We start from the raw sequence: 15,583 nt of genomic DNA on the forward strand, positions 1-15,583 counted from the left end.
TCCTTAATGGAATTTGGGATTTTTTATGTTTTTGAAATTGATTATAAATATTTGTTTAAAACTGCTTCTTTTTGTTTTGGTATTTTAGCAATTTCTTTTTCCAAAACCTTAATTTTTTCTTCTATTTTTTCTATTTCTGAAACTATTTTTTGTTGTTCAGCTAAAGAAGGAAGTGGAATTTTTATATTTGATAATAATGTCTGATTTAAACTTTTAATATTTGAACCTTTACTATCAATGACAATCTTATTTCTAACTAAATCTGTCTTTAAATAATAACAAAGAAATTTTGCATTGACATTTTTATTTTCAACACGAATTCGAATTGTAAAACCTGAAAATGAAGTTTTCATTTTTAAATCTTCTATGAACAAAAACCTACCCACCAAACCAGGAGATCCATTTGATCTAACAACTAAAATATCCTTTAGTTTTAACAAATAATCATCTGATAAATCACCATCTATTTGTATATTTTCTAACAAATCTAAATTTGGAGAAAAATTATCTTTAAAATCCCCAACTCCAACTATACTAACTAATTCTCCTAAACTATTTCGTGAATAATTAAGACCATTTTTAAAGTTTGAAATTGAGCTTAAATTAACCTCTTTAAATTTTAGATTAGTAAAAAAAGATGAAATTCCAACTTTTAATTTTTCAACTTCTTCTTGGGTTTTACTTCCTTTTAATTCTAAAATTTCAATTTCATTGACAATTTTTTCTTGAATGTTTTTCGGTGGAAGTGGAATTTGGAATTCCTTTATCTTTTCTGCATTTAGATTTGGCTGCGTAACAGCAATACTATTTACTTCAACTTGATCCCAATATATTTGAGTTTTTGTGAAATTAAACAAATATTCTGGTAATATTTTTTCTTCATCTACAGTTAATCTAATAAGATAAGATGCGAAAATCATTTGTTCATATACATCTGATTTATAAATTCCTGCCTTACCAACACTCCCACTTCGAGCTATAACAATATCATTATTCTTTAAAAGAAATTGATTTTTTATTTCATTATTTGGATTTATGAATTTAGCTTCATTATTTAGATTAATACTTCCGTCATCATTCAAATCAGTAATTCTCAAATAACGAATTTCTCCTTTATCTATGGCCTTATCAGTAAAACCATATTGAGTACTAGCAATCTCACCAATCTTTACTAATTCCCATTTACTTTCAATTTTTATTTTTTTTTTAACAGAAAGTGAAATATTTTTTTCAAACTCAAAACGATCAAAAGTAAGCATATCAACTAAGTTATGTCGAGATATATTTTTCTGCATAGATTCATTAATAGCAAAATCAAAGTCCCCTTGATACGCTTTGTAAATATAAGTACTTGCTTTTTCAGGATTATCAAAAACTTCTGGATCGAATAACTGCGTACAATCTTCAATGTTTTTACCTCGTTGTATTGGATGTATACCTTCGCTACCTCTTCTATTAGAAAATTCATACCCTAAGAAACGCTTTTCAGCATCTTTTTCACCACTTTTTACTAAAACTACTTTCTGTGGATAAGCAATAATAAAATAATAAAGTTTTTCAGATTCTCTTTCTAAAAGTAAATTCCAGAATTCTTTATCATTTTTAGATTTTAGTTTGTTTTTATATTCAATATAAATTTCATGTTCTTCAATTACTTTATTAGGCTCTTTTTTTAATAAAGTAATATAATCAGCAAATGAAATTTCCTTCCAAACATAATTAACATATTTAGAAATAGGCTTTTCAATTCCGTTTAAAGTAACATCTTGAAAAATGTTAAAAAACTTTTCTACAGCAATTTTAAGATTAGCACTTTCATAATTATTTCTTCTTCTTAAAAATAATGTAACTGTACTAGTATTTGTTGCCATAAAAGTATTGCCTCCCAACTCAGTAATACCAACAATATCAAAATACTGTAAAATAATTTCACGAGATCTTGAATATATTCCTGTATTACTCAAAATAGAACTTGGCAAGATAATACCTGCCACACCTCCATCTTTCAATAATTGTTTGGTGCGTTCTATAAATAAACATTCTATCTCGGAACTACTATCTGTTAATTTATTATAAAGTTCAAAATCATTGTCTTTATAAAATGAACGTGCAGCATTTTTAAATGCTGAAACGGAGTACGGCGGGTTTGAGACAATTATATCGAATTGTTTGTTTTCCTGAGGAAAGTCTTTGTCTTTCTGTAATAATTTACCTTTATAATCAGGATGAGAAAAATTAGCTAAACCATCTGAATGTATAACATTTGCCAAACCATCACCATGCAAGTAACATCCAACTTTACCCACTTTTACTAAACGATAGTCTTTTTCAATTCCGTATACATATTGTATTGCCCAAGCAAAATGGTCTAATTTCCAAATATCTAATTTTCGCCCAATCGCTGCATGATATTTTTTTGAATCTTTTTTGTCTAGCAACCGTTGTATTTCATGCATTGTTTCTGTTAAGAAGTGACCACTTCCTGCAGCATAATCCATTACATACGGTAAAAGCGTATCATTATCAATTTTGGCAGAAACTAATTTATTTTCTAAAATAGTATCTATTGGCAAACTTTTAATCACAAATTGTGCAACAGGAACAGGAGTAAAAAATTGTCCTGATTCTTGCTTTAATCCTGTTGTTAAAAGTAACTCGAAGAAATCAGAAAGGTATTGCTGTTTCTTTATGTAACGAAGCTTATATTTTTGTAAAAGTTCAACTATTTCTTTAACAACGACAGCGTTCTCATTAAATGATTGTTCGTCATAAACGTCTTTAATAGCAAATTCGTTGTTTTTTTCTAATCTAATTTTCCTGAATTCTTCAAGAATTGGCTCTCTTTGTTCATCGTTTAAAAATGGAAATCTGTTTTTAAATTCTGTTTCCGAAAAATCAGTAACCACTTTTTCTAAAAACTCATGCATTCCGTTTTTATACAAATCGGTCAGACGAATTTGAAAACTTCTATGATTGTCAATTCCTTCCAACCATTGAAATCCTAATTCGTTATCAGTTCCTTCATTACTTTTTTCATCGTAAATTTTACAAAGAAAAAGAGTGAAGATTCTATTAAATGCGTTTCCTTTATCTGAAACTACATTATGCCGCAAAATTTCTAAAAAACGATTGAAAATAAAACTGCTGTCTTCCTGGCGAATTTCTTCTAAATCTTTTATTGAAAGGGCTTTGCTTTCAAAATTATAGGGTTTTACCCAAGAATCAAAAACACCATTATCTTTGGTTAATTTATTCCATTTTTCATAAAAATCTTTAACATCGCCACTGCGATAATCGTCTTCAATTTTTATAATTTCAGTTCTTGAAATAATATCATTTCCTTTTAATTCAGAAGCATAAAGCATTAAAACATCAGCTTTATTACTGAATTTAAAATAAGTGAATAATTGCCCTCCATCTTTTTTGATTTTAGTAAATTCTTTCTCAAATTCTTTTCCGTAAGTTTTACATTCAATCAAAAGATATTCTGAACCATCTTCGCGAGTAACACAAATATCTAATCGCCCAGAAAATCCATGTCCTGCCGGATATACTTTTTCTAGAGAAATATTTTCAGGCTTATAACCTTTTTCTAAAAGTTTATTTAAACATTCCAGAACAACCCAATCTTCAGGTTTACTAATATTCTGAGAATCTTTTCCCTGAATTTTAATTTTCCCGCCAAAATGAAATGTTTGTTTTTCAAAATCAACTTCAATAGCATATCCATCAGAATATTTTTTAATAAAAATTCCTGAAGCATTTTCTTTAGCTTGAAAACCAATATTTTGTATTAACTTTTTAGTAGGCATTTAATAAATTTTGAGATTATTTAAATTCAATTTTAAAAATCAAACTTTGTAAGTAATATATTATATTACCAATGGTAACAAAAATATAATAAAAAAAAATCAAATTTGTAGGTATAAGTAAAATATTTTGAACTATTATACTAACAATAAAAAAATCCCAAATTCCTTAATTGGAATTTGGGATTTTTTATGTTTGAAATTCTCTTGGAATTTGAAATTTCTTAATGTGTATGTTTAGGATTAAAACCGTCTTCACTTACTTCAGCTGGTACATAATCTGCAATCATTTCTGCTTCGTAATCGATTTTTTCTCCTTTGCTTAGTCTGGCAATTATTTTCTCCATGATGTTGTAAATAACCGGAACCACAATTAAGGTTAAGAATAATGAAGAAATTAATCCTCCGATAATTACCCAAGCCAAACCGTTTTTCCATTCTGCTCCAGCTCCAGATGCTAATGCAATTGGGAACATACCAAATACCATGGCAATTGTAGTCATCAAGATCGGACGTAAACGAGCGTGGTTCGCCTGAATTAATGCCGTTCTGATTGATTCTCCTGCAGCTCTTCTTTGGTTGGTATAATCGACAAGCATGATCGCATTCTTACACACCAGACCGATCAACATGATAATACCTAAAATGGTAAAGATGTTTAATGAGTTGTTTGTTAATGCTAAAGCTAACATCGCACCGATAAACGAAAGCGGGATAGCAAACAATACCACAAACGGGTGAACAAAACTATCATACAAACTCACCATTACAAGGTAAACTAAGATAATAGCGGCTAATAAAGCGATTCCTAAAGTACCAAATCCTTCAGATTGGTTCTCTTGGTCTCCACCCCAGATATAGTTTACTCCGGCTGGTTTTTTCAACTTATCTAATTTTACCTGCCATTGTTGTACAATTGTTCCTGATGGAACCCCAACGTTTTGTCCTTTTACTGTTACAGATGCAGATTTATCTCTACGCTCTAACTGGCTAGGTCCTGAACCTTCTGTAATATTTGCAAATTGAGACAACTTAATTTGCTGTCCGGCTGAGTTTACAAAAATTAGGTTGCTTACATCAGTAATACTTTTTCTGTCGAATGCATTATATCTAATGTTGATATCGTATTCGTATTCACCAGCTCTGTATTTACCATCTGTATTTCCACTAAAAGCAGTTTGCATGGTTAAACCAACTGTTTGAAGTGTTAATCCTAAAGCTGCCATTTTATCACGGTCAACTTTTACGTTTACTTCCGGATTTCCGTCTTCAACAGTTAATTTAATCTCTGTTGTTCCAGGAATTGTACGTAATTCAGCTTCAGCCAATTTCGCAAATGCCATTGCACTTTCTGTTGAAGGACCTGTTACAATTAATCCTAAAGTTGCATCTTCTGCAGTTCCTAAAATACCTACCGGAACTGTTTTTACTTTTGCTCCAACTAATACTTTTTCAAGTTTACGTTTAATTTTTGCAGCATAAACATTGGCGTCATCTGTACGATCTTTTTGTTCGATCATTTTTACGTCAATCTCAGCTTTGTAAGCTGTAGCTTGCGATGCTCCAAAACCTTCACTGGTTTGTCCTACCGTTGTAATTTGACTGTGAACGTATTCTTGTGCTTTTAAGTAAGCTTCTGCTTTTTGCGTCATGAAGTTCGTTTGTTCTAACGAAGCATCTTTTGGCATTTCAATTTGAACTAAGAATTCTCCACTATCAGAAGAAGCAAAAAACTCTCCTCCAATGAAACCTCCGCCCATTAATCCTATCGTTGATCCGAAGAACAATACTAATACAACTAAAATGGTTTTGATATAATGATCTAAACACCAAGTTAACAAATTAGAAACCCAGTTTGTAAAACGAGTTAAATAATTTTCGAAACCAAGAATAATTCTTCCAAATAAATTCTTTCCTTCAATATGTTCTAATTTTCCATAACGAGATGATAACCATGGAATAATCGTAAATGAAGCTAAAAGTGACAGTAAAGTTGAAATAATTACCGTAACACAAAATTGTGTAATGATATTAGAAACCAAACCAGAACTCATTGCAATAGGCAAGAACACGACCACAATTACTAATGTAATCGAAGTTACCGTTCCTCCAATTTCCGCAGTACCGTCATACGATGCACGAATTTTGTTTTTACCCATTTCCATGTGTCGGTAAATATTCTCGAGGACCACAATCGCGTCATCGACCAGAATACCTACAACCAGAGATAATCCTAATAAACTCATTAAGTTCAACGTATATCCCATTAAATAAATACCAATAAAAGTCGCAATCAAAGATGCCGGAATCGACACCATTACAATCAACGAGTTTCTAATACTGTGCAAGAAAAACAACATTACGAAAGCTACCAGAATAACCGCAATCAATAAATCGTGTACAACAGAATCTGCTGCTTCTAGCGTAAAAATTGTACTGTCTTTTGCAACTTCTAATTTTAATTGGTTCGATTTATAATCTTTTTCAAGAGTAGCAATTGTTTTTAATAATTGCTCACTTACCGCAACCGCATTCGCATCAGATTGTTTTACGATTTGTAAAACAATAGCACTTTTTTCATCTACACGTGATATTTTTTCAGCAATTTTTTGAGTATCCTGAACATCAGCAATATCACTTAAACGAATCTGAATTCCGTTTTGAGAAGAAACAACTAAATTTCTTAATTCTTCAACATTTTTATATTTACCCGCTAAACGAATTAATATTTTTTGATTACGAGTCTGGATATTTCCTGTTGGGAAATCTAAATTCGAAGTCAAAATAGTTTGTTGTACCTGCGGAACAGATAATCCGTAACCCTGCATTTTTATAGCGTCAAGGTTTACCTGAATTTCACGCTCAGAACCACCAATAATATTTACCTGAGCAACACCTTGTACACGAGATAAAATAGGCGCAATTTTTTTGTCAATTAAGTCATAAAAAGCTGCTTCGTCCATTTTTCCATTGGCACCAAGCGTCATAATTGGTAAATCACTCAGCGAGAATTTGGTTAGTGCCGGCGTTTTAACATCATCCGGTAAATCACTAATTATGGCGTTTATTTTTCGTTGTGCATCATTCAGTGAGAAATCGACTTTTGCATTTGATGTTAATGTAATCGAAACGATAGACAAACTTTCGTACGATTTCGAGTCAATCTTTTTTACATTCTCTAAGGACGCAATCGCATCTTCAATTTTTTTGGTTACGGTATTTTCTACCTCACTTGGAGAAGCTCCTGGATAAATAGTAGAAATTGTAATAACGTTTTGTTCAAATTTAGGGATCAGCTCATAGCCTAATTGGCTGTAACTGAACAATCCACCAAGTATCAGGATTGTAAACAATACAATCACTAACGACGGACGTTTTATGGATATTTCGGCTAATTTCATATTTTTTTAATGCTATAGGCTTTAGGCTGTAGGCTTTAAGCTTTAAGGTTTAATTTCATATTTTTTTAATGCTATAGGCTTTAGGCTGTATGCTTTAAGCTTTTGAATTGCTTATTGCCTATAGCTTATTGCTTAAAGCTTACTTAATAATTTCTACTGTATTACCGTCTTGTAAGTTAATTTGACCTGTAACAATTACAGTTTCTCCGTCAGATAATCCATTGATGATTTCTACCTGATCTCCTAAAATTCTTCCAGCAGTTACTTTTCTTAATTTTGCAATACCTTTTTCAACTACAAATATTTCATTACTGTTTACACTTCCTACGAAAGCATTACGTGGTACAACCATCAAGTTTTGTTTTTGTTGTTTAGAACCAAAGTTTGCAGTTCCGTACATACCCGCTTTAAGATCGTTATTTGAGTTGTTTGCGATTTCAATTTCTACAGGAAAATTTAAAGATTCATCAGCTTTTGAAGCGATGAAAGTAATTTTTCCAGAGAAATTTTTATCAGGATAAACACTAGCCGTTACATTAATATTGTTTCCAACTTTTAAACTTGCAACCTGGTTTTCGTTTACTGTAACTACTAATTTCAATTTAGAAACATTTACAATATCAAACAATGCAGTTGCCGGCATTCCTGCTAAAATAGATCCTGGCTCAATATATTTTTTATTGATAAATCCGTTTATTGGCGCTTTTACTTTAGTATCTCCAACATTAATATTAGCTTGTTTTAAGCTAGACTCAGCATTTGTTAAAGCTAATTTTGCCTGATCTAATTGTTGTTTTGTAACTCCACCAGTTTTAAAAGCATTTTCATATCTGCTGTAATCAGATTTTGCATTTTGGTAAACCGCTTGTGCTTGTTGAGCGCTTACGTTAATTACATCACCTCTTACTGTTAATAAAGTCTGACCAACTCTTACGTAATCTCCTTCTTTAGCCAAAACGCTGATTACTTTTCCAGATTTCTCAGCAGAGAAAGTCAATTCCTGAATTGGTTGGAAATTTCCGTTTGCAACGAAATCCAAAGAAACTTCTTCTGTTTTTACAGGAGAAACTTTTACTGAAACTGCTGCATTTTTCTCAGCAACAATATCTGTTTTAGCTTTATTCTTTTCTTTATTTTTAGTTAATACATATCCAATCAGACCCAGTGCTGCGATTATGATTACGATTGTTATAATAGTTTTCTTCATTGTAATTAGTTATTTAATAAGAGTTTTTAGTTCGCCTTTTGATTTGATTAATGCTACTTCGGCAATTTTATAATTTAAGACTGCTCTGGTATAATTATTTTGTGCTTCAAGTGATGCATTTTCAGCATCTAACAAATCTGTTAATGATGCCAATCCCTGAAGGTAATTGTTTTTTGTATTGCTCAAAATTTCAGTTGCTAAACGCATATTTTCTTTTTGATTCTCGATTGTAACAAGATTGTTATCAATTTGAGCTATTGCATTTCTGTAATCCAAATCAAGAGAAAGTTTCGTGTCTTTAATGTCTTCCTGAAGTGATCTGATTTCAATATCTGCTTGTCTTACTTTAGCACGAGTTCCAAAACCTGTAAAAATTGGTACATGTAAGTTTAATCCAATTGCAGAGTAATCTGACCAATAAACTCCTTTTTCAGGTTTTGCAAACCAAGGAAATTCAGGACCCTGACCGATATAATTGTAACCGGCTGTTAATGAAAGCGTAGGGTAATATCCTGCTTCAACAGCTTTTTTATTATATACTAAAAGCTCTTCTTGTTTTTTCAAAAGCAAATATTCTGTTCTGTTTTCAACAGTTGGTTGTTCTGTTAATGCTGCAGGAACAACTTCAAATTCTTCTTTAGGCATATCAATTACTGTTTCAATAGGCATTCCCATATAAAACTTCAAAGCATTTTCCTGTAAAGTGATTTGATTTTTGATTTGCTGACGTTCTGTATCAATATTTGACATTTTTACAACGATACGATCCAAGTCAATTTTTTTAGCTAAACCGTTATCAAATTGTCCTTTTACGATATCACGAACTTTTGTTGTGTTTACGAAATTGCTGTCTAATAAAGTCAGTCTTTCTTTTTGTACATAAACAGAATAGTAGTTATTTGCAACTCTTTCAATAACTTGTTCTTCTGTCAATTGATCGTTTATTTGATAAAATTCACGAGTTGATTTAGCTGCTTTTAAACCTGTAAAAACAGATTGATCAAAGATTGCCTGAGTTAAAGAAAGTCCGGCATTTGATGTCCATTTTTGGCCAAATGCTGCCTGAATTGTAGTTCCCGGTGCACCAAAACCTGCTCCGTCGATAACTGTTGTTTGAATAACCGGATTGTATGTTAAGTTTCCGTTTGCAGAAATTTGAGGTAACGCTCTTGAACGTACTTCCTGAATTTTATACTCGCTGTTTTCAACCTGCAATTTCGATTTCTTAGCGTCAGATTTATTCTGAAGCGCATACGTAATAGCGTCTTTTAAGGTTAAAGTTGTGACTTGTGCGTTGACTGACAAGCCAATTGAACACAATAATATAAGAATTATTCTTTTCATAAATTATAGATTGATGATTAAGTGGTAATTTTTTTAAGTTGTTTTTCTAATTCTAGTATTCCTTCTGATGTTGCCATTGCTCTGGTATGATACTCCAAAGCTTCTAGTTCTATTTCCTGTGCTTCTCTTTCTGAAACTGTATTTTCGTTAATGTGGAAGATTAAAGTGTAATAAAATTTCACATAAACGGGTATATTCAAATCTGCACGGTATAATTTTTCACGAATTCCTTTCTCAATATTTTCTGTAAAATATTGTGTGCATTGATCGATTTCGTGAGACAATACATTTTGATATATTTCCGGATAATGCTTTTTCAGTTGGTAAATTGGAGAAGTATCTGTGTTGTTTTTAAACATGTCTCTGAACATTTCTCTAATCTCAAAATTTTCATGAATGGCATTATAATTCTTAGCTACGATAGTATCAATAATTTCATGTACTTGCCCGTGAACCATCGAAGTACTTTCTTCAATCAAAACCTCTTTATTACAAAAATATTTGTAAATCGTTTTTTTAGAAATACACATTTCACCTGCAATGTCATCCATCGTAACACTTTTAAAACCGAGTTTTAAAAATAAATCGCTTGCTTTTGCTATGATTTTTTCTTTCATTTTAATTTTCAAATTGCTTAACAAATATAACCCGGAAACTTTATTATAAAAAATAGTTTCCTTTATTTTTGTAATAATTTTACATTAACTTATTTGATATATAAGATTTTATATGCTAAATTCAAGATTAGCTATAAGCTTAATATCTTTTCCGAGTGCCAAACCTCCGTTGTGGTTATATGAATTATAATCCAATCCAAAATCCTGACGTTTAATATCTCCTTTAATTTCAAAAGCAACTTTTCTCTCTCCGTTATAAGAATTGATTCCGATAAACTCAGCATCAAGTTCTACAACTTTAGTAACATCTTTGATAGTTAAATCACCTTTAAAAAAGTTGATGTTGTTGTTTACTCTCTGAAAAGAAGTCGATTTGAAACTAATAATCGGATGTTCATTTACATTGAAGAAATCATTCAGCTGCAAATGCGTATCAATTTGCTGAAAGCTGTCATTTTTATTATTTATATCTAACGAAAATTCAACCGAAGCATCTTCAATTTCATTGTCTTCAATATTTACATAACCGTCAAATTTGTTTGCAGTTCCGCCTAAATAGGCAATTATCGAATGTCTCATTTTGATTAAAACATCTGACTGGCTAGAATTTATGGTCCAAGTTGTTTTCATAAATATTTGATTTTGTTGAGTTTATAAACCTCTCAAACAGTTTACGGAAACTTTTTTAGTGTTTAGAGTTTCCATTTAAAAGTGCAAATATAAACAGGAAACTCTAAACACCAAGAAAGTTTCCAAGTTTTTTCAAAAATAATTTTAACACTTCAAAAATGAACCTAAATAAATCTTGTTTTTTAAACCTTATTTTGAATTAAATTTTAAGAAAGTAAATTCATATTTGAATTGTATCTTTGAGCCACGATAATCAGAATTTCATTTTATGCACGATATTAGTCAGTACCAGGATTTTTTTATTAGTTATTTAGAAAGCCAAAGCATAACCAAAGAACCGAAAAACCTTTATGAGCCAATTGAATATATTTTAGGCCTTGGCGGAAAACGGATACGTCCGGTTCTAACTTTAATGACTTCCGAAGTTTTTGATACCGATTATAAAATAGCGCTTCCGGCTGCTATGGCTGTTGAAGTTTTTCATAATTTTTCGTTGGTTCACGATGATATTATGGATGATGCGCCTTTGCGAAGAGGGCAAGTAACAGTTCATGAAAAATGGAATATTAATACCGGAATTCTTTCTGGTGATACGATGCTTATTCTTGCGTATCAATATTTTGAACAATACGAACCTGCTATTTTTAGAGATTTAGCAAAATTATTCAGTAAAACTGCTCTTGAAGTTTGCGAAGGTCAACAATGGGATGTTGATTTTGAAACCCGCAAAGATGTTACAGTTCCGGAATATTTAAAAATGATCGAATATAAAACAGCTGTTTTAGTTGCTGCGGCCATGAAAATGGGTGCAATTGTAGCGAAAACTTCTGAGAAAGAAGCTGATTTAATTTATAATTTTGGATTGAATTTAGGATTGGCTTTCCAGCTTCAAGATGATTATCTTGATGCTTTTGGAGATCCTGAAACCTTCGGAAAACAGGTTGGAGGTGATATTATCGAAAATAAAAAAACCTATTTATATCTGAAAGCTTTAGAGTTTTCGGCTCCTGAAAAAGCTTCAGAATTAGAGCAATTATTCACCTTACAATTAGAAGATAATTCAGAAAAAATAGAAACTGCAAAAACTATTTTTAACGAATCCGGAGCTTCAAAAGCGACTCAGGAAGCGATTGAAATGTATACTTTTAAAGCCTTTGAAACTTTAGAAAAAATGGATATTAATGCTGAAAAGAAAGATATTCTGAGAACTTTTGGCGAGAATTTAATGGGTAGGAAAGTTTAATTTTTGTTTGCCACGAATTACACAAATTTCCACGAATTATTCATTATAATTAAATTAGTGAAAATTCGTGTAATTCGTGGCGAAAAACTACATAGTAAACCCGACAGGTTTTTAAAACCTGTCGGGTTTATCATTTTTTGTCATTTTTCGAAACTTAAAGGGCTTCGACTTCGCTCAGCCTGACAATTAGTTCTATAATAACATTTGTCATCCTGAGCGATCCCGAGGCTTCGGGAGAAGGCTTATGAAAACAAATCATCAGGATCAACTAAATCCGATAATTTTTGTTTTAAATCATCTTCTAAAATGGTTAAACCAAATTGATACGAAGCGTTCATCCATCCAAAACCTTCTTCGGTTATGTAATTAAATTCCGTTCCTACGTTTCCGTATTCTGCGAAGATTTTATGCGAACTTATTGATAAATCAAACTTTTCCGGAATTGTTCCGTTGTAATCAACTGCGTTTCTGGTAATCAGCCAAAGCCAGCGATAGATCATTTCCTGCGCTTCTTCATTAAAATTATAATTTAGTAAACCTTCCCACAAAAGCATTTGATGCGGTGCCCAGCCAAATGGATAATCCCATTGTCTTGTTGGCGAATTATCATCAAAACCAGCAATAGATTCTTTGGTACTTCCGGCAATTCCGCCTTTCATTTTAAACTTTGGAAGCGTTTTTTTAACCAAAATACCAGCTTGTTCCTGCGTGCTTATTTTTGCCCAAAGCGGATAAAAAGTTGTCGCAGCGTCAAAAAAATGCTGTTTTTCGTTCACAAAATCATAATCGAAATAAATTCCGTTTTCAGGATTCCATAACAATTTGTTTATTTTTTCTCTTCTTTCAGATGCTTTTAAAATCCAATAATCGCTCGAAAAAGACTTATCTTCAAAATATTGAAATTCGTTTTTAAAGTATTTCTTAATCAAAAAAGCAATGTCCGTTTCGTATTTATAAAGTAAACTATTAATCGCAACAGTATTTAAATTAGCACAAACTCCAACCAATCGATGTGTCGTATCGTGACCACTTTCGCGCATGCTTCGATCGTGTGTAAAATATTTATCAAGTTCAGGTTCAACGATTTCTCTTTCAAGATATTTCTTTTCAAATTCGCGGGTTGAGAGATTATATTTTGGCGCATATTGTTCCAGAATATCATCAAAATGTCCTTCTTCAACTTCAAACGGAAGTCCGATTCCTTCTGCTTTATAACGATTTAAACCGTTTGCCGTAAGCCTTTTTCCTTCTTCCATCCAAACCGTTAAATATTCTTTTATAGCAGTTTTTAAATGTCTTTCAATCCAAAAAATATCCGGATTTGACTTTTCTAAAACATCCATAATAAGCGACGTATAAAGCGGCGGCTGTGTTCGCGTTAAATAATAACTGCGGTTGGCGTTTAGAATTTTTCCGTAATGATCTATTTGATATTTAAAGTTCTCGGCAATGCCCAAAGCAAGATCAATTTTATCATCAATTAAAAGTCCTTTTGCAATGAAATAACTATCCCAGCCATACATTTCATTAAATCTTCCGCCGGGAACCACAAACGGAACGCCCGAAATTTCATTATTTTTTATTTGAAGTGCCAAAGCCAGAATTCCCGGTTTTTTATTCAGTGATAAAACATATTCAGGTGAAATGTTTTTAGGCAATTGCACCACTTTCAACTTTGGAGTCGTTGCTTCTAATTTCTTGAAATAATCAAAAACAATTTCGTCGCCAAAAGGCACATACAAATAGGCAAATTCGTTTTCGATTTTATCGTCTTCCAGAATTTTTTTTACGCCCGTTGCATCAATTGTTCGGGTAAGACCATTCCAATACAAATCTTTTATTTTTCTTGAAATACGTTTTACAGGATCTTCGGTAATTTCATTTAAATCTATTTCGGCAAATTCAGTATTATTTTTTTTAGATAAAGCCAATTCCTGCAATAAGTTCGAGAGCTGATAAGTACCTTCAATCAGCGCCGAATTTCCGTTTTCATCATTCAATAAAAACTTTTTAGGACCGTTGTCATCTATCGTAATTTTTTTATCGCCGTCAGTATCTTCCTGAGTCAATAATTTTTCGATGGTTTGGGTTATATGTAGTTTAAATTTCATCTTTTGCAGTTATTTTTTTAAGAATAAAAAAGGATATCAGTAATAAAGTCATTGGGATTAACGTGAAATAAAAAGCTTTTTCCGGCCCTTCATTTTTAAAAAGCCAGCCTGTTATTCTGGAACCTAAAGTTCCGCCAAGAGCAGAAAAAATTACAATTAATCCGGTCATTGAACTTTGGAGATTTTTAGGCAAAGCACTTAATACAATTGAATTTAATAACGGATAAATAGGCGCAATAAATAATCCTATTAAAGGAAATGCAAATCCAATTAAGGGAATATCTGAAAGTGTATTAATGTTTTTTACTTCTAATCCAACTGTTTTTGGAAGTACAAAAATGACAATTAACATGGCTGAGATAATACACACGCTTAAAACCCAAATCCAGTTTACTTTTTTGGTGACGATTCCGGCGATTAATCTTCCTATTGCTAGTGAAATTGCCAAAATACTGGCCATCATAATACTAATGTTTTCCGGCAGATGAAGCACTTTTGTATTGAATGTTGGCAACCAGGAAAGTATTCCCTGCTCGATCATTACAAATAAAAACACACTGATTACAAAAATAACAGTCAGCAGTTTTGCCATTAATTTGAACATCTGTAAAAAATCATCTTTTAGGTTTACTCCTGCCGAAACTTCGGCTTCTTCAAATTTTATAAATAATAAAAACAGAAAGGACAAAAATGATAATCCTGCTAATAACCAATATACATTTAACCATGAATTTGGATCGTTTTCGTTATTAAAAGCCGGAAATAAAAAATAAGCCAGCGCAATTCCTACCATAAAAAAACCTTCGATACTGCTCATTAAAGCATTGTGTTCTTTTTTGGTTTCGGTTACAGTTCCTATTAATGAATAAACGGAAACTTTGATCAAAGCAAATGAAACTCCAACGGTGGCAAAAAGGATTTTAGCATTGTCAAATGAGTTTCCAAAATACATAGAAATGCAGGCAAAAGTAACAAGTCCTAAACCTATTAACATCGCTTTTCTATAGCCAATTCTTGGTAAAAAAGAAGCTATAAAAAATGATACAATAGCAATTGGCATGTCTTTAAATGCTTCTAAAATACTTGCTTGAACTTCATCGACTCCGTAATTTCTCTGTGATTTTAAAATCACGATTCCCACGCTATTTAATAAAATAGCAAAGACAAAATAATTGAGGTAAAGTGAGATTTTAATTCCTATGTTTTTCATTTTTTTATTTG

Annotated in this window: 9 protein-coding genes; 1 reads left to right on the forward strand and 8 read right to left on the reverse strand. The window is 31.7% G+C overall.

Annotated features, from left to right (window positions below; all coding sequences use genetic code 11):
* Nucleotides 1-41 precede the first annotated feature (41 nt).
* The 6 genes from GKZ86_RS11920 to GKZ86_RS11945 form a co-directional block, all read right to left on the reverse strand.
* On the reverse strand, nt 42-3,812 hold the full coding sequence (locus GKZ86_RS11920) for a restriction endonuclease subunit S (protein ID WP_154783345.1): 3,771 nt from the start codon (nt 3,810-3,812) through the stop codon (nt 42-44).
* Between the two features lie 221 nt (nt 3,813-4,033).
* Nucleotides 4,034-7,210 (reverse strand): efflux RND transporter permease subunit, encoded by a 3,177-nt coding sequence (locus tag GKZ86_RS11925; protein ID WP_154783346.1) that lies wholly within the window; start codon nt 7,208-7,210, stop codon nt 4,034-4,036.
* Between the two features lie 139 nt (nt 7,211-7,349).
* A complete protein-coding gene (locus GKZ86_RS11930; protein ID WP_154783347.1) occupies nt 7,350-8,417 on the reverse strand; it encodes an efflux RND transporter periplasmic adaptor subunit in 1,068 nt (355 codons plus the stop codon).
* 9 nt (nt 8,418-8,426) lie between these two features.
* On the reverse strand, nt 8,427-9,761 hold the full coding sequence (locus GKZ86_RS11935; RefSeq protein WP_154783348.1) for a TolC family protein: 1,335 nt from the start codon (nt 9,759-9,761) through the stop codon (nt 8,427-8,429).
* 17 nt (nt 9,762-9,778) lie between these two features.
* Entirely contained in the window at nt 9,779-10,378 is a 600-nt protein-coding gene (locus tag GKZ86_RS11940) for a TetR/AcrR family transcriptional regulator (RefSeq protein ID WP_154783349.1), read from the reverse strand.
* 108 nt (nt 10,379-10,486) lie between these two features.
* Complete coding sequence (locus tag GKZ86_RS11945; RefSeq protein WP_154783350.1) at nt 10,487-11,008, reverse strand: YceI family protein; 522 nt, start codon at nt 11,006-11,008, stop codon at nt 10,487-10,489.
* Between the two features lie 268 nt (nt 11,009-11,276).
* Between GKZ86_RS11945 and GKZ86_RS11950 the strand changes: the two genes are divergently transcribed.
* Nucleotides 11,277-12,251 carry a polyprenyl synthetase family protein gene (locus GKZ86_RS11950; protein WP_154783351.1) on the forward strand — a complete coding sequence of 325 codons (975 nt, stop codon included), beginning with the start codon at nt 11,277-11,279 and terminating at the stop codon, nt 12,249-12,251.
* Between the two features lie 242 nt (nt 12,252-12,493).
* On the opposite strand, the gene GKZ86_RS11955 is transcribed toward GKZ86_RS11950, so the two are convergent.
* Together GKZ86_RS11955 and GKZ86_RS11960 are read right to left on the reverse strand one after the other, a co-directional pair.
* Nucleotides 12,494-14,362 carry a trehalase family glycosidase gene (locus GKZ86_RS11955; RefSeq protein ID WP_154783352.1) on the reverse strand — a complete coding sequence of 623 codons (1,869 nt, stop codon included), beginning with the start codon at nt 14,360-14,362 and terminating at the stop codon, nt 12,494-12,496.
* Nucleotides 14,352-15,572: a sugar MFS transporter gene (locus tag GKZ86_RS11960; RefSeq protein ID WP_154783353.1), complete on the reverse strand. Its 1,221-nt coding sequence runs from the start codon at nt 15,570-15,572 to the stop codon at nt 14,352-14,354. The genes GKZ86_RS11955 and GKZ86_RS11960 overlap by 11 nt, the downstream gene beginning before the upstream one ends.
* Nucleotides 15,573-15,583: the final 11 nt, after the last annotated feature.

Origin of the sequence: Flavobacterium sp. LC2016-13 (assembly GCF_009707955.1) — a bacterium.
In the GTDB taxonomy this organism is placed as follows: domain Bacteria; phylum Bacteroidota; class Bacteroidia; order Flavobacteriales; family Flavobacteriaceae; genus Flavobacterium.